This window comes from Iodobacter fluviatilis, from assembly GCF_004194535.1.
In the GTDB taxonomy this organism is placed as follows: domain Bacteria; phylum Pseudomonadota; class Gammaproteobacteria; order Burkholderiales; family Chitinibacteraceae; genus Iodobacter; species Iodobacter fluviatilis_A.
The window spans coordinates 3,717,993-3,732,800 of the sequence record NZ_CP025781.1; the positions used below are offsets into that span (position 1 = coordinate 3,717,993).

Sequence of the window (14,808 nt, forward strand, 5' to 3'; positions counted from 1 at the left end):
TAAGGATTTACATGGAATTCAACCTGATTCAAAAAATTGCTATTTGGGCGTTGCCGGTATTATTTGCGATTACTGCACATGAAGCAGCCCATGCTTTTGTTGCTAAAAAATTGGGCGATCCAACGGCCTATCTATTGGGGCGGGTGACATTCAATCCCTTAAAGCATATTGATCCTATTGGCACTATTTTATTACCGCTTATTTTTCTGATTCTGCCTGGTGGTTTTTTATTTGGCTGGGCCAAGCCTGTGCCGGTTGATTTTAGCCGCTTAAATAACCCTAAGCGCGATATGTTGTGGGTGGCTGCGGCGGGACCTGCTTCTAACTTTATAATGGCCATTATTTGGGGGTTACTGTTTAAATTGGCTGAAGGTTTAGACGGCAACTCGTTTCAATTGCCTTTGGCGTATATGGCCCAAGCGGGGATCAGCATTAATGTGGTGCTGATGGTGCTTAATCTTATTCCCATCCCCCCGCTAGATGGGGGCGTATATTGCTATCACTCTTGCCTAATCATTTAGCCGCAAAACTAGCGCTCGTTGAGCCTTATGGTATGTTTGTTTTAATAGGCTTGTTAGCAACAGGGTTACTAAGCGGTATCATGGCTCCATTTATTGCTCTGGCTTATCGCGTAGTTCATTTTATTGTTTAGCCGTCTGTTGGATATAGGGCTGGCTTATTGCAAAATGTCGGATTCGATCATATCCCATGTGTTTTCTCATGTAATAGCTCGCTATTCGCTTCCAAAATGCATGAAATCTGTCTTGGGCCGATTTTTTCACGACGGTTGCCTAAGCCCGATAGGCAACTTGTTATTATTTGTTTTTTCTCTCTATAGGATTTGCGATGTTCCCCGATCGAGTTCTCTCTGGCATGCGCCCCACTGGCAAGCTACATCTTGGGCATTATCATGGTGTGCTCAAGAACTGGGTGCAGCTGCAGAGTGAACATCCTTGCTTGTTTATGGTGGCCGATTGGCATGCGCTGACGACTAATTACGATAACGTGAATGAGATAGAAAAAAGCGTTTGGGATATGGTGATTGATTGGATTGCTGCGGGAATAGATCCTGCACAGGCAACGCTCTTTATCCAAAGCCGCGTTCCAGAACACGCGGAGCTCCATTTGTTGCTTTCTATGATTACACCGCTCTCTTGGCTAGAGCGGGCGCCCAGTTATAAAGATCAGCTTGAGAAACTAAGCCATAAAGATTTGGATACCTATGGCTTTTTGGGTTATCCGCTGCTGCAGGCGGCAGATATCTTGTTATATCGTAGTAATTTAGTGCCGGTGGGCGATGACCAAGTGCCACACATTGAATTAACACGTGAAATTGCACGGCGTTTTAACCATGTCTTTGGTAAAGAAGTAGGTTTTGCAGAAAAAGCTGAAGCTGCAATTAAAAAAATTGGCGGTAAAAAAGGCAAGCTTTACAATGATTTACGCACTCGCTACCAGCAGGATGGCGATGTTGAAGCACTAGAGGCGGCAAGAGCTTTATTACAAGACACCCAGAATCTAAGCTATGGCGACAGAGAGCGCTTGTTTGGTTACTTAGAGGGAGGTGGCAAAATGATCTTGCCTGAGGCTCAGCCACTGCTGTCTAGCGTTCCTCGTATGCCTGGTTTAGATGGGCAAAAAATGTCTAAATCGTATGGTAATACGATAGGTTTACGTGAAGATGCGGATTCTGTTGGCAAAAAAATCAGACAAATGCCGACCGATCCAGCGCGTGCACGCCGCGCCGATGTGGGAAATCCAGAGCGTTGCCCTGTGTGGAAACTGCATCAGGTGTACTCAAATCAAACGGTACAGCAGTGGGTTGTAGAGGGCTGTAAAAGCGCAGGGATTGGCTGTATTGAGTGTAAGCAGCCTGTTATTGAAGGTATTATTGCCGAGCAAAAGCCGATGTTTGAACGCGCCCAGCCTTATGTTGAAGACCCAACACTGCTTAAAAGTATTGTGGCCGATGGGTGTGAAGTCGCTCGCGATATGGCTAGAGACACGATGCGAGATGTGCGCGAAGCGATGGGATTGTCTTATGGTTAAGTTTGCAAGCGCTTAGGCTTACTAAATTACAATGATAAGCAGGTAAAAAATCAGAGACCCTAGCGAAGGCGCTTGATTCGTTTTATATTTTTTATCTTGATTGTGTCTCCTGCTCATTTTTACCGTTTGTTTGGGTGGCAACGTTTAGTGATGTAAAGTTGTAATTTGTTGATAAGTGACGCCGCTTGGGTATATTGATTCCTATATGTTTGTCCTCTATGCAATGGAGTGATTGCAACTTTTTATTTATTTGCGAGTTTTGTAACGTGGACGAAATTATTAACGTAGAGGTAAAGCTATGAAACAACGTAGTGCTGCATTCCCTATTGTATTAATTGCAATTGGCGGGGGATGGCTTGTGAATGAACTACAGCTGATGCCGCAAATGGGTACTTTAATTATTTTAGGTTTGATTGCTGCGGGGGGAGCGGTACTGGCTTTTGAAGGGATTAATAAATCCAGCGTTGTAACTGCTCCCATGCTTATTGCAACTGGGTTTGCCGTGTATCTTAAAGATTATCATGGCTTGGGTTTAAAGCTGGCGATTCCGGCATTAATGGTTTTAGCTGGCTTATTGATGTTGCTGGCTCGCTCCGCACATATTCGGGAGCGAGTTGAGCAGGATGAGCCGCAATAAATTCATTTTCACTATGCTTTAGTGCAAATGCCCGTTTTTGCGTCGCAGTCCATTGTTTGATCGTGTATTCACTGCTGGCAGCACTTGCGTGGTCTTTAAATTCAATAACGGCTAATAGTTTTTGCGGTGGGCGGATGCGTGTATAGCGCGCGCCTTTACCGTTGACATGCGCGGCATAGCGTTTTTTTACATTAATGGTGATTCCAGTATAAATTGAATCATCCTGACATTCGATCAGGTATACAAACCATGGCTTATTCGGCGTGGGCAATTCTTTAGGCATAGGTAATGACCGTAATTTCTGAAACTATAGAAAAAGACCTGTATGTTACGATAAAAAATGGTCTTAAGTCTTTGCATTTTGATGGGCAATCAATACAAAGCGCAATGGATGTCGATGACCCCTATGTCTTGGCATTGGGGTATTCGCAAACAATGATGGGCTTTTTATTGTTTCAAGCTCAGCCTGCCCATTTGCTTATTGTAGGCTTAGGCGGTGGATCTTTGCCTAAATATTGCTATAGGTATTTGCCTGGTTGTAAAGTGACTACCCTAGAAATTAATCCCGAAGTCATTGCGTTGCGTAATGAGTTTTTTATCCCAAAAGATAATGAGCGATTTAAAATTATTCAGGCAGATGCGGTTGAGCACTTTGCTAAGGGCTCTGCGAGTGCCGATGTGATTATGTTGGATGCTTATAATAAAGATGGTCTACCTGCTGAGCTAGCAAGTGAATCTTATTATGACCATTGCCGAATGGCACTTTCAGAGCAAGGTGTATTAGTGGTTAATTTATGGGGCACGGATGCTAAGTTGAGTATTTATTTGGAGCGCTTGAAGCGTGTCTTTAATGGCCGTATATGGTATTGCCGTGCATTTAATAGTTATAACGTGATTGTATTTGCAAGTAATGATGAAAATCATAAAATAAATTGGATTAAATTATTGTTTGCCGCCTCTAAATTAGAGGCTGATCACGCACTGGATTTGCAGGGTATTGTACGGCGTTTGCGTGCTGGCTTGGTTTATGTTGGGTGAAGTATTTAGAATGCTTAGTAAGAAACGGGTATCATTTTAGTCCTTAATTGGGCGTTAAAATAAGAGATTTTAGAATGCAAGAATTTGAAGTAGAACTCAGTAATGAATTTATCGAGCTGCATAATCTGCTCAAAATAACTAATGTTGCCAGCTCCGGTGGTCAGGGCAAGATGATTGTTGCGTCGGGCGATGTGCAAGTCGATGGTCAACAAGAATTGCGCAAGGCGTGCAAAATTCGTGCAGGACAAGTGGTGCAGGTGGGTGATGCCATTTTGATTCGCGTTGTTGTGGCTGCTGAGTAAAGTGTGATGAAACAAATTACCCCCATTCAGATTTCCCAGCTTGCTGATGCAGCGCAGGCCTCGCCACGGCGCCGTGCCAATCTAAATATGCATGCTGAGCTGGCCGACCCTATTCAGCGCCTTGCGATTGCGATGGAGCCAGATACTTTGGTGCGCCCGCACCGCCATCCGCATACTTGGGAGCTGCTCTATCCTTTGGCTGGACGGTTTTTAGTGCTGCATTTTGATGAGGCAGGCTATGTGACTGATCGCTGTGTTTTAGGCACAGAAGCGGCGGTATTAGAAACGCCTGCCGGTGTGTGGCATGCAGTATTGTCTTTGGATCAGGGAGGGGTTATTTTTGAAATGAAGCACGGCCCATATATGCCGATTGCAGCACAAGACTTTGCCGCATGGAGCCCTGCCGATGGCGAGGAACTTGTTCCTACATTACTGGCTTGGTACGCCACGGCGCAAGTTGGCGATCAGTTTAGGCTTAAGTGATTCATGGTGTATCAGATGATGAGCGTTGCGATACGCCCATAAAAAAACAATGCTTTAGGGTCTTGTTTTTTTATGGGCAGAAAACGCTATTGGTTTAGTTTGAGCCAAGCTGCGTCTAGCTCGGCAAGGTGGCGAAGTTTTTCTGCAATTTTAGCCTCTAGCCCCCGTGGCGTCGGCTCATAAAAGCGCACGTCTTCTAAACCTTCCGGTAAATAATTTTCCCCCGCAGCGTAGGCTTCTGGCTCGTCGTGTGCATAGCGGTAGCGCTTGCCGTAGTCTAGCTCCTTCATTAGCTTGGTGGGCGCGTTGCGTAGGTGTATGGGGACTTCGCGGCTCTTATCTGCTGCAATCAGTGCTTTGGCATTTTTATAGGCCATATATCCCGCATTGGATTTGGGGGCGATGGCGAGATAAATCACGGCTTGCGCGAGTGCTAGCTCGCCTTCTGGGCTGCCAAGACGTTCAAACGTTGTGGCGGCATCGTTACAGATTTGCATGGCGCGTGGGTCGGCAAGGCCGATGTCTTCCCAAGCCATACGCACAATGCGCCTTGATAAGTAACGCGCGTCACAGCCTCCATCTAGCATACGGGTCAGCCAGTACAGTGCACCATCAGGATTAGAGCCGCGCACTGATTTATGTAAAGCAGAAATTTGGTCGTAAAATGAGTCGCCGCCCTTGTCAAAACGCCGAGCGTTGAGGGTGAGTGTGTCACTTAAAAAGGTTGCATCAATTTGTACGCGCTTGGCGGCCAGTGCTGCGGTAGCAGATTGCTCAATTAAATTGAGTAAGCGTCTGGCATCACCATCGGCAAAACCGGTGAGCGTATCGATGGCTGATTGCTCAAAAGTCAGCTCTGGCAAGCACTCGCGACAGGCCCGCAGTAGCAGTTCGGTCAGCTCGGCCTCGGATAGCGCGTTTAAAACGTATACCTGAGCACGGGAAAGCAGGGCGGAGTTGACTTCAAATGAAGGGTTTTCAGTGGTTGCGCCAATAAAAGTGACGAGGCCAGATTCAACAAAGGGTAAGAAAGCGTCCTGTTGGGCTTTGTTAAAGCGGTGTACTTCATCTACAAATAGCAGAGTGTGCCGCCCCATACTGCGGTGATTTTCGGCTTTTTCCATTGCTGCGCGGATATCTTTTACGCCAGAGAATACCGCCGATAGAGCAATAAATTCCACATCAAAAGCACCCGATAATAAGCGGGCGAGGGTGGTTTTACCAACGCCAGGTGGGCCCCATAAAATCATCGAATGCAGTTTGCCGCCAAGAATAGCAGCCGCCAGCGGCTTACCAGCGGCCAGTAGGTGCTTTTGACCAACGACTTCGTCTATGGTTTTTGGACGTAATTGCTCGGCAAGTGGGATATGCCCTTTGCCAAGATTGGAAAATAAATCACTCACAGAGATGGCACGCCTAGCGATGGTTAACTGATATCAAGCCTATATTTCTGCCCACAAACACATAAAAAATTCTGCGAGTAGGAAGCTTTTTTTGTGCTTTATGTACATTTCATGGGTAAAAAAGAATGTTGGTGCTTATTCACGAATGACATCGGTATCTTTAGAAGGGGTAAAGCGAAATTGATTGGCATCAATTTTGGGGTTGATGTTTATATCACTAAAATAGATGCGGGTAGTTTGCCCAAAATGATCGTGTAGTTCCATTTGCGCTAGCTGGCCTTGGTTAAAGCCAAGCTTGATGACATCAAAGGAATTGTCTGCTTTTTTGGGCTTGGCTTCTAGCCATTCGATATTGTCTTTAGTTGGCAATGTGCTGAGGGTGTAGAGGCGCTCAAATTGATTGTTTCCCGCTAATAGTGCTGCAGGGCTGCTTTCTAGTGCTTTGCCAATGTCTTTAACAATGGCTTGTTTTAGGTCTGGATCGTAAATCCAGAATTGTTTGCCATCAGCAAGTAGCAGTTGTTCAAATGGTTTTTGTGACATCCAGCGAAATAAACCTGGGCGTTGGATGGCTAGGATACCACTGCTGGTTTGTGTTTTGCCTTGCTTGTCGCTCACAACTTGTTTAAAGCTTGCTTGCATTGATTTGGTGTTGTTTAGATAGTCTTTAAGGCTGCTTGTCGCGTCGGCCAAGGCGATTTGACTCGTCAGTGTTAGCAATAAGGTGAGAGCAAATTGACGCATTGGGCTTCTCCATGCTTGAAGTAAATAGAAAAAAGCCCCGCACTGGCGGGGCTTTTTGCCGTGGCTAAGGATTACTTAGCTGGAGTTATAACTTCTTTTGTACCTTTGATGTCGATTTCAACGCGACGATCTGGGGACAGACATTCGATCAGTTTAGCGCGGTTTTTGATTTTGCCGCATGTGTTGCCAGTAACTGGCTCTGCTTTGCCACGGCCTTCAAACTTGATTTGACCCGCTGGAGCACCCTTAGAAACGAGGTAATCAGCAACTGATTTTGCACGTTTCTCGGACAGCGGTTGGTTGTATTTGTCTGAACCGATGCGGTCAGTGTAACCAATTACAACGGCTTGGCCGTCTTTAGGATCCATTGCTTTAACTTCTTCGTACAGCTTGTCTAAAGCATCTTTACCAGCTGGCTTCAGGCTTGCTTTGTTGAAGTCAAACAGAACGTCTGATTTCAGTGTGAAATGCTTAGTGTTGATTATTGGAGCAGCAACAACAGCCGGAGCTGGAGCTGGAGCAACAACCACTGGAGCACTTACAGCAGCTGGTTTAACGTAGCCATCACAACCTTCAACGTTTGCGGCTTCTTTAGACCAGGTGCCTGTACGCCAGCATTCGCCGATACCATTTTTAACAACACCACCTGTGGTGTTTGCATTCTGTGTGTAAGCTTCTACGCCAGCAAATGCAGCTGTGCTCATAGCACCTAAGGCAGTAACAACGGCAAGGCGTGTCAGGGATTGCTTGATCGACAGCATTTTTAATCTCCTAGAAAATCGTTTAGCAAGCTGATATTTATATTGCTTGTAGGTTCTGGATAAGCCTCGCGAGAGGAGCCGTCAAGGCTTTTTTTCCATACACGTGCTGCATTCTAATGGTTTCACAATGCTTGCGGCAAATAGTAAGGCTGTAATTTTTGCCGCAATGTGTCTATTTTGTTGTGGAGAGGCACTTCAAGCAAGGGGTCAATTGGAGCATCTACGCCCTCGTGGTACACTTGATGATCGAACGCGCGTGCTGCAACCAATGTGTTGTGGCATTGCAACGGCACCACCGTGGTCAAAAACGCGTGGTGCGTATTACATGACGCCCCGGCCCCTATCTAATGCTCGAAAACTTTGCCAAAGAAACAATCCCGGTAAGTCTCGAAGAGGAAATGCGCCGCTCTTACCTCGATTACGCGATGAGTGTAATCGTGGGACGCGCATTGCCCGATGTTCGTGATGGCTTAAAGCCGGTACACCGCCGCATTCTGTTTGCAATGCATGAAAGCAATAACGTCTGGAATCGCTCCTATGTGAAGTGTGCCCGCGTGATTGGTGACGTGCTCGGTAAGTATCATCCGCACGGCGACAGCGCCGCCTACGAGGCGCTCGTGCGGATGGCGCAGGACTTTTCCCTGCGCTACCCACTCATTGATGGCCAAGGTAACTTTGGCTCGATTGATGGTGATTCTGCCGCTGCATATCGTTATACAGAGTGTCGTTTAGAAAAAATTTCATCCGAGTTGTTGGCGGATATCGACAAAGAAACCGTCGATTTCACCCCAAACTATGACGAAAAAGAACTCGAACCCACAGTTCTGCCTACTCGTGTGCCTAATCTATTGATTAATGGCTCTTCGGGGATCGCAGTAGGGATGGCGACCAATATTCCGCCGCATAATCTCACCGAAGTGGTTGATGCTTGCCTAGCCTTGCTGGCTAATTCAGAGCTCACCATTGATGAAATTATTGACATTATCCCTGCTCCTGATTTTCCGACGGCCGGTATCATTTATGGTATTCACGGTGTGCGTGAAGGTTATCGCACCGGCCGTGGCCGTGTGATTATGCGCGCTCGCACTCACTTCGAAGATGTGAGCCGCGATAAGCAAGCCATCATCGTTGATGAGCTGCCGTATCAGGTCAATAAAGCGCGCCTCTTGGAACGCATTGCCGAGCTGGTACGCGAAAAAACCATCGAAGGTATTACCGAAATCCGCGATGAATCGGATAAATCCGGTATGCGCGTGGTGATTGAGCTGAAACGCAGCGAAGTGGCTGAGGTTATTCTGAATAACCTCTACAAACACACTCAGCTGCAAGACAGCTTTGGTATCAATATGGTGGCGTTGGTCGATGGCCAGCCACGCCTGTTGAATATCAAGCAAGTGCTGGAATGCTTCCTGCGGCATCGCCGCGAAGTGGTCACGCGGCGTACCGTGTTTGAGCTGCGAAAAGCACGCGAGCGCGGGCATATTCTGGAAGGTTTGGCGGTTGCTTTATCTAATGTCGATGAAATCATCGCCTTGATTAAAGCCGCACCAACACCCGCAGAAGCAAAAATCAGCCTGATGAGCCGCACTTGGCGCTCTGAACTGGTTGAAGAAATGCTCAGCCGCACCGATGTCAGTGCATCGCGTCCAGATGGTTTGGCTGCGGAATTCGGCTTTAGCTTAACCGATGGCTATCGTCTATCTGATGTGCAGACGCAAGCTATTCTGGAGCTGCGTTTGCAGCGCCTGACTGGCCTTGAGCAAGACAAGATCGTGGCTGAATACCGCGATGTGATGGAAAAAGTGCTCGATTTACTCGATATCTTGGCGCGTGAAGAACGTGTTACCGAGATTATCGTGACTGAGCTGAACGAAGTAAAAACCATGTTTGGTGACGTGCGTAAATCTGAAATCATTGCCTACGGCGAAGATCTCAGCTTAGAAGACTTGATTACGCCGCAAGATATGGTCGTGACGCTGACGCACAGTGGTTATATGAAAGCCACGCCAGCCGATGAATATCGCTCACAACGCCGTGGTGGCCGTGGTAAACAAGCCGCTGCGACCAAGGAGGACGATTTCATCGACAAGCTGTTTGTGGCGAATACCCATGATTACGTCTTGTGCTTCTCATCGCATGGCCGTGTGTACTGGTTGAAAGTTTACAACGTGCCACAGGGCGGCCGTAATAGCCGTGGCAAGCCGATTGTGAACCTCTTGCCGCTGCAAGATGGCGAGAAAATCAGCGCGATTCTGCCGGTTAAAGAATTCACCGAAGATCAGTTTGTCTTTATGGCAACAGCGATGGGTACGGTGAAAAAGACCTCACTCGTGCATTTCTCTCGTCCAATGAAGAAGGGCATTATTGCTTGTGGTCTGGATATGGATGACTACCTAGTTGGCGTTGAGCTGACGCATGGTGGGGACCAGATCATGATGTTCTCTGACGCAGGTAAATCAGTTCGCTTCCACGAAGGTGACGTGCGTGCCATGGGCCGTACTGCAACTGGCGTGCGCGGCATGATGCTGCAAGAGGGACAGAAAGTGATCTCCTTGCTGGTGGCCGAGCGCGACGATCAGCAGGTGCTGGCTGCAACCGAAAACGGTTATGGCAAGCGCACACCGGTTGGCGATTACCGCCTAACTAGCCGTGGTACACAGGGCGTGATCGCCATTGATACTGGCGATCGTAACGGTAAGCTCGTTGCCGCAACGCTGGTTGAAGATAGCGATGATGTGATGCTGATCACCACGGGAGGTGTGTTGATTCGTACCAAAGTGGCTGAAATCCGTGAAACAGGCCGCGCTGCTCAAGGCGTGCGCTTAATTAATCTGGATGAAGGCGAGCATTTGTCTGGTCTCGAGAAAGTATGCGAAACCGATTCAGATGATGATCTTGAAGGTGATGAAGAGCTGCTAGAGGGAGAGGTAGCTGCTGTTGATGCAGCCGATACAGAAACCCCCGCTGCAACAGACGATGCACCTGCTGCTGAGGGCGATGCTCCAGATAGCGAGTAATTGTTTTTATCGCAACACAACACTGGCCTGCATGACAGGCCAGTGTTGTGTGTGAATGCTTTTAAAACTAAGGGATGAGTAATGAGCGAAAAAAAGCCGATCGCATCACCTGCATTATTTAAGCAAATCTCTGACTGGTTTATGACCTTGCCGCATTGCCAAGTGCTGGGCTTTAAGTTTGGTGACGCACACTACGGCAGCATGACAGTTTGCTTGCCGTTTAAAGATGAGCTGATTGGCAACCCCGCAACGCGGGTGATTCACGGTGGCGTTGTCACTTCTTTGGTGGATTCAACCAGTGCTGGGGCAATTTACACTATGCTGACCGAGCTGGAAGCCATCGCCACCTTGGATTTACGCCTCGATTATTTGCGCCCAGCCAAGCCTGATTTCCCCATTTACTGCACTGCCGAGTGCTATAAACTCACTAAGCAGATCGCCTTTACTCGGGCCACGGCTTATCAGGATGATATTAATGATCCAGTCGCCTATAGCGTGGGTACCTTTATGCGCAATTCTGTACGCGAGGTGCCGTCATGAATTTAATCGCGCTTGACGTGTTTAACGGCGTTTATGGGCGATTAGCCCACAAGGTGGCCGTATGAGCCCGCCTATTACTGATTTTGCATCGCTTTTTATCGCGGTTGATGCCGTGCCCTATGCCAAATTGCTGGGTATTCAAAGCCGAGAAGAAAATGGCCAGCCGTTGTTTTTCTTGCCATTTCAGGCCCACAATATTGGCAATACGATTTTGCCTGCGCTGCATGGTGGTGTGATTGGGGGCTTTTTAGAAAATGCCGCTATCTTGCACGTAATGTGGGCTTCTGAAGTGCAAAGCGTGCCAAAGATTATTGATTTTTCTATTGATTATTTACGCACAGGGCGGCCTGAAGTGCTCTATGGCCAGTGTGAAATTATTCGCCAAGGTAAGCGCGTCGCTAATGTGTTGATGACGGCTTGGCAGGATGATTGTAGTAAGCCCGTTGCGGTTGCCCGCGCCCATTTTCTACTTGCCTAAGGGATAAATGCCATGACTCAGATTTATAACTTCTCTGCTGGTCCCGCTGTTTTGCCCCGTGAAGTATTGCTTACCGTACAACAAGAGCTAACAGATTGGCATGGCTCGGGCATGTGCGTGATGGAAATGAGCCATCGAGGCAAAGAATTTACCCAGATTATCCATGAGGCCGAGGCTGATCTTAGAAAGCTGCTGGGGATTCCTAAAAATTATAAAGTATTATTTTTGCAAGGCGGGGCGCATCTGCATTTCTCCATGATCCCGCTGAACTTGCTGCCCGAAAACGGCACGATTGATGTGGTTAATACCGGTCACTGGTCCAAAATAGCCATTAAAGAAATGAAGCGCTTTGCCAAAGTGAATGTGATTGCCAGTAGCGAAGATCGTAACTTTAGCTATGTGCCCGCCGAATCCACTTGGCAGCGCTCTAAAGAAGCGAGCCTGTTGCACTACTGCGCCAATGAAACCATTGGTGGTGTTGAATTTGCAGATATTCCCAAAAGCGAAGTACCACTGATTTGCGATATGTCGTCAACCATATTGTCCCGCCCTATGGATGTTTCTAAATTTGGTTTAATTTACGCCGGTGCGCAAAAAAACATAGGGCCATCTGGTCTCTGTATCGCCATTATTCGCGAAGATTTATTGGGTAAATCCCGTGCCAATACCCCCACCATGATGGATTACAGTGTGCATGCCGACGCCGAATCCATGTACAACACGCCACCTACATTTGGTATCTACGTGGCAGGGCTAGTGTTTAAATGGCTATTAAATCAAGGCGGCCTAGTGGCGGTTGAGCAAAAAAATATTGAAAAAGCATCTTTGCTGTATGAAACGATCGAAGCATCGAATGGTTTTTATCACTGCCCCGTGGATAAGCCTTTTCGCTCACGCATGAATGTGCCGTTTAATATTCGTAATGAAAAATTAGACGATGATTTCTTAGCGGGCGCTAAGGCCGCTGGCTTATTGCAATTAAAAGGCCATCGTTCAGTTGGCGGGATGCGTGCTTCCATTTATAACGCAATGCCAATCGAAGGCGTACGCGTTTTATGCGAATACATGCGCACATTTGCAAAAAGTCATGGTTAGTGATTTGCAGGGTGGGTGAAGCATTGGGTTTTCCTTTTCTGTAATCATTAATTGGTTTTTTATTAAATGAGGACTGTCTAAGCAATGATAAAGTTTTTGTGTGCATTGCTTATTGCCTTTGGTGCTTGGAATTGGTATGCCAAGCACCAAAGGCAAGTAGATGAGCCCCTTGCCTTAACGTCCAATCATGCCGAAGTAGTGCCAGACACAGTCTCTGCAATGAACACCCCTGTGCCTGTGAACCGTTATAGTTGTGACGGCAGAACACATTGCTCACAGATGTCATCTTGCGAAGAAGCCACCTTTTTTTTGAATAACTGCCCAGGCACAAAAATGGACGGAGATCATGATGGCACTCCTTGTGAAGAGCCGTTCTGCCGCCATTAACACAGCCTATTTAAATTTGAGAAGTCAATGAGTGAAGAACAATTAAGCCAACATCGTGATGCCATTGATGGCATCGACGAACAAATTATTCAGCTATTAAATCAGCGTGCTAATCATGCCCGCAGCATCGGTGAGATTAAAGGCAGTGGTATTGTGTATCGCCCAGAACGCGAAGCGCAGGTTTTATCGCGGGTAAAATCTTTAAACAAAGGCCCATTAAGCGGCGAAACCATGGCCAAGCTGTTCCGCGAAATTATGTCGGCCTGTCTTGCGCTGGAGCGCCCGCTAACCATCGCCTATTTGGGGCCGGAAGGTACATTCAGCCAAGCTGCGGCGATTAAGCAGTTTGGCCACGCGGCTCACACTATGGCGTGTAGCTCGATTGATGAAGCATTCCGCGTGGTTGAAGCAAAAACAGCGGATTATGTGGTGGCTCCAGTAGAAAACTCTACCGAAGGTGCCGTGGGTCGTACGCTGGATTTAATGGTGAATACCCCGCTTAAAATTTGCGGTGAAGTAGTGCTGCGTATTCATCATCATTTGCTGCGTAAGGTAGAGGGAAAGGCGGGCTTGCTGCGCGTTTATTCGCATGCTCAGAGCTTGTCGCAATGCCATGAGTGGTTAAATAAAAACCTGCCAGCTGAAGTGCAGCGGGTATCGGTTGCTAGTAATGCAGAAGCCGCTCGGTTGGCAAGCTTAGACGAATTATCTGCCGCAATTGCTGGGGACGCCGCAGCAGAAAACTACGCGCTACTAAGCCTTGCGCAAAATATCGAAGATGAGCCAAACAACACCACGCGTTTCCTCGTGCTGGGCATGCAGGAAGTGGGCCCGAGTGGCCGAGATAAAACTTCCTTGGTGATTTCCGCGCCTAATCGCCCAGGTGCCTTGCATACCTTGGTTGAGCCTCTCGCTAGAAACGGCGTATCCATGGATAAATTTGAATCGCGCCCTAGCCGAGCAGGTCTGTGGGAATACGTGTTCTTTGTGGATGTAGAAGGGCACATTAGCGGCGCACCATTGCAAGCTGCTCTGGCTGAGCTTAGTGATGTGGCCGCTTTTGTAAAGGTATTAGGCTCCTACCCTGTGGCCGTTATTTAAAAGATGTTCAGTTCAATGTCGCTCCTAATTGGAGCGGCTTTTTTTTTGCAGAGGGGTATGTTTTTGATGCCTGTGCTGAGTGGATGAGCAAAGATCCGTTCTGTAGCAAAAGGGGGAATAACAGAATGAATTCAATTGCAGTGTTTTGTGGTGCCAAACATGGTACATCACCGCTATTTACTGAGGCTGCTCGGAATTTAGGCATAGCTTTGGCCGAGCGCGAAATCACCCTTGTTTATGGTGGCGGCCACGTTGGACTGATGGGCGAAGTGGCTACGGCGTGTTTAGCCGCCAATGGTCGGGTGATAGGGGTGATTCCGGAGTTTATGGTGGTGCGTGAGCTGGCTTTGGAAGCCTGCTCGGAGTTAATCATCGTGGACTCTATGCATAGCCGAAAAGCCAAAATGGCTGAGTTAGCCAGTGGCTTTATCGCCATGCCAGGTGGTTTTGGCACGCTGGATGAATTATTTGAAATTTTGACTTGGTCGCAAATTGGTTTGCATGCCAAGCCGGTAGGCTTGCTAAATACGGCTAATTATTATGATTCACTGGCAAAGTTCTTGGAGGAGGCCGTTGCAGCGGGCTTTTTGGCCGAGGCGGAATATCGCAAATTACAGTCCGCCACCACGCCGGCCGCCTTGCTGGATATTTTGAGCGTATTGCCAGGATCAATCGAAGGGCAGTGGTGGAAGGCATAAGCTGCGGATGTTTTGCTTGCAGTGATTTAAATCTGGCCTGGCACTGCTCTAGTGTTTGTTGACGTTTCATTCGCC

At 47.6% G+C, this 14,808-nt stretch carries 16 protein-coding genes and 1 pseudogene; 13 read left to right on the forward strand and 4 right to left on the reverse strand.

All coding sequences use genetic code 11. The features are described from left to right. The first annotated feature begins 11 nt into the window (after nt 1–11). From C1H71_RS16480 to C1H71_RS21595, 3 genes are all read left to right on the forward strand, one after another. Nucleotides 12–521: a site-2 protease family protein gene (locus C1H71_RS16480; RefSeq protein WP_308418289.1), complete on the forward strand. Its 510-nt coding sequence runs from the start codon at nt 12–14 to the stop codon at nt 519–521. Between the two features lie 325 nt (nt 522–846). Continuing rightward, complete coding sequence (locus tag C1H71_RS16485; RefSeq protein ID WP_130107532.1) at nt 847–2,049, forward strand: tryptophan--tRNA ligase; 1,203 nt, start codon at nt 847–849, stop codon at nt 2,047–2,049. Between the two features lie 298 nt (nt 2,050–2,347). Then, nucleotides 2,348–2,686: a hypothetical protein gene (locus C1H71_RS21595; RefSeq protein WP_262488481.1), complete on the forward strand. Its 339-nt coding sequence runs from the start codon at nt 2,348–2,350 to the stop codon at nt 2,684–2,686. Between the two features lie 46 nt (nt 2,687–2,732). On the opposite strand, the pseudogene C1H71_RS21600 reads toward C1H71_RS21595, so the two are convergent. Beyond that, nucleotides 2,733–2,969 (reverse strand): annotated as a pseudogene (locus tag C1H71_RS21600) (GIY-YIG nuclease family protein); the annotation flags it as partial. 5 nt (nt 2,970–2,974) lie between these two features. On the opposite strand from C1H71_RS21600, the gene C1H71_RS16495 reads away from it, so the two are divergent. From C1H71_RS16495 to C1H71_RS16505, 3 genes are all read left to right on the forward strand, one after another. Next, a complete protein-coding gene (locus C1H71_RS16495) occupies nt 2,975–3,724 on the forward strand; it encodes a fused MFS/spermidine synthase (protein WP_130107534.1) in 750 nt (249 codons plus the stop codon). Between the two features lie 74 nt (nt 3,725–3,798). Further along, nucleotides 3,799–4,026: an RNA-binding S4 domain-containing protein gene (locus C1H71_RS16500; protein WP_130107535.1), complete on the forward strand. Its 228-nt coding sequence runs from the start codon at nt 3,799–3,801 to the stop codon at nt 4,024–4,026. 6 nt (nt 4,027–4,032) lie between these two features. After that, entirely contained in the window at nt 4,033–4,509 is a 477-nt protein-coding gene (locus C1H71_RS16505) for a WbuC family cupin fold metalloprotein (protein WP_130107536.1), read from the forward strand. Between the two features lie 86 nt (nt 4,510–4,595). On the opposite strand, the gene C1H71_RS16510 is transcribed toward C1H71_RS16505, so the two are convergent. The 3 genes from C1H71_RS16510 to C1H71_RS16520 form a co-directional block, all read right to left on the reverse strand. Continuing rightward, nucleotides 4,596–5,912, reverse strand: coding sequence for a replication-associated recombination protein A (locus C1H71_RS16510; RefSeq protein WP_130107537.1), 1,317 nt, complete (start codon nt 5,910–5,912; stop codon nt 4,596–4,598). Between the two features lie 135 nt (nt 5,913–6,047). Continuing rightward, nucleotides 6,048–6,656: an outer membrane lipoprotein chaperone LolA gene (lolA, locus tag C1H71_RS16515; protein WP_130107538.1), complete on the reverse strand. Its 609-nt coding sequence runs from the start codon at nt 6,654–6,656 to the stop codon at nt 6,048–6,050. A 71-nt stretch (nt 6,657–6,727) separates the two neighbouring features. Next, nucleotides 6,728–7,417 carry an OmpA family protein gene (locus C1H71_RS16520; RefSeq protein ID WP_130107539.1) on the reverse strand — a complete coding sequence of 230 codons (690 nt, stop codon included), beginning with the start codon at nt 7,415–7,417 and terminating at the stop codon, nt 6,728–6,730. Nucleotides 7,418–7,764: 347 nt separating this feature from the next. Here C1H71_RS16520 and gyrA point away from each other — a divergent pair, with 347 nt between their 5' ends. From gyrA to C1H71_RS16555, 7 genes are all read left to right on the forward strand, one after another. After that, nucleotides 7,765–10,434 carry a DNA gyrase subunit A gene (gyrA, locus tag C1H71_RS16525; protein ID WP_130107540.1) on the forward strand — a complete coding sequence of 890 codons (2,670 nt, stop codon included), beginning with the start codon at nt 7,765–7,767 and terminating at the stop codon, nt 10,432–10,434. A gap of 81 nt (nt 10,435–10,515) precedes the next feature. Further along, a complete protein-coding gene (locus tag C1H71_RS16530) occupies nt 10,516–10,974 on the forward strand; it encodes a PaaI family thioesterase (protein ID WP_130107541.1) in 459 nt (152 codons plus the stop codon). Nucleotides 10,975–11,035: 61 nt separating this feature from the next. Then, entirely contained in the window at nt 11,036–11,452 is a 417-nt protein-coding gene (locus C1H71_RS16535; protein WP_130107542.1) for a PaaI family thioesterase, read from the forward strand. A gap of 12 nt (nt 11,453–11,464) precedes the next feature. Continuing rightward, a complete protein-coding gene (gene serC, locus C1H71_RS16540) occupies nt 11,465–12,547 on the forward strand; it encodes a 3-phosphoserine/phosphohydroxythreonine transaminase (protein ID WP_130107543.1) in 1,083 nt (360 codons plus the stop codon). A gap of 219 nt (nt 12,548–12,766) precedes the next feature. After that, nucleotides 12,767–12,934, forward strand: a complete 168-nt coding sequence (locus C1H71_RS21605; protein ID WP_374704461.1) for an excalibur calcium-binding domain-containing protein — start codon at nt 12,767–12,769, stop codon at nt 12,932–12,934. Between the two features lie 27 nt (nt 12,935–12,961). After that, nucleotides 12,962–14,035, forward strand: coding sequence for a prephenate dehydratase (pheA, locus tag C1H71_RS16550; RefSeq protein ID WP_130107545.1), 1,074 nt, complete (start codon nt 12,962–12,964; stop codon nt 14,033–14,035). A 125-nt stretch (nt 14,036–14,160) separates the two neighbouring features. After that, nucleotides 14,161–14,733, forward strand: a complete 573-nt coding sequence (locus tag C1H71_RS16555; RefSeq protein ID WP_130107546.1) for an LOG family protein — start codon at nt 14,161–14,163, stop codon at nt 14,731–14,733. Nucleotides 14,734–14,808 lie beyond the last annotated feature (75 nt).

Excerpts from the sequence above, each read along its gene's own strand:
- C1H71_RS16480 (WP_308418289.1), top strand. The coding sequence starts at position 12 with ATGGAATTCAACCTGATTCAAAAAATTGCTATTTGGGCGTTGCCGGTA.
- C1H71_RS16485 (WP_130107532.1), top strand. The coding sequence starts at position 847 with ATGTTCCCCGATCGAGTTCTCTCTGGCATGCGCCCCACTGGCAAGCTA.
- C1H71_RS21595 (WP_262488481.1), top strand. The coding sequence starts at position 2,348 with ATGAAACAACGTAGTGCTGCATTCCCTATTGTATTAATTGCAATTGGC.
- C1H71_RS16495 (WP_130107534.1), top strand. The coding sequence starts at position 2,975 with ATGACCGTAATTTCTGAAACTATAGAAAAAGACCTGTATGTTACGATA.
- C1H71_RS16500 (WP_130107535.1), top strand. The coding sequence starts at position 3,799 with ATGCAAGAATTTGAAGTAGAACTCAGTAATGAATTTATCGAGCTGCAT.
- C1H71_RS16505 (WP_130107536.1), top strand. The coding sequence starts at position 4,033 with ATGAAACAAATTACCCCCATTCAGATTTCCCAGCTTGCTGATGCAGCG.
- lolA (WP_130107538.1), bottom strand. The coding sequence starts at position 6,656 with ATGCGTCAATTTGCTCTCACCTTATTGCTAACACTGACGAGTCAAATC.
- C1H71_RS16520 (WP_130107539.1), bottom strand. The coding sequence starts at position 7,417 with ATGCTGTCGATCAAGCAATCCCTGACACGCCTTGCCGTTGTTACTGCC.
- gyrA (WP_130107540.1), top strand. The coding sequence starts at position 7,765 with ATGCTCGAAAACTTTGCCAAAGAAACAATCCCGGTAAGTCTCGAAGAG.
- C1H71_RS16530 (WP_130107541.1), top strand. The coding sequence starts at position 10,516 with ATGAGCGAAAAAAAGCCGATCGCATCACCTGCATTATTTAAGCAAATC.
- C1H71_RS16535 (WP_130107542.1), top strand. The coding sequence starts at position 11,036 with ATGAGCCCGCCTATTACTGATTTTGCATCGCTTTTTATCGCGGTTGAT.
- serC (WP_130107543.1), top strand. The coding sequence starts at position 11,465 with ATGACTCAGATTTATAACTTCTCTGCTGGTCCCGCTGTTTTGCCCCGT.
- C1H71_RS21605 (WP_374704461.1), top strand. The coding sequence starts at position 12,767 with ATGAACACCCCTGTGCCTGTGAACCGTTATAGTTGTGACGGCAGAACA.
- pheA (WP_130107545.1), top strand. The coding sequence starts at position 12,962 with ATGAGTGAAGAACAATTAAGCCAACATCGTGATGCCATTGATGGCATC.
- C1H71_RS16555 (WP_130107546.1), top strand. The coding sequence starts at position 14,161 with ATGAATTCAATTGCAGTGTTTTGTGGTGCCAAACATGGTACATCACCG.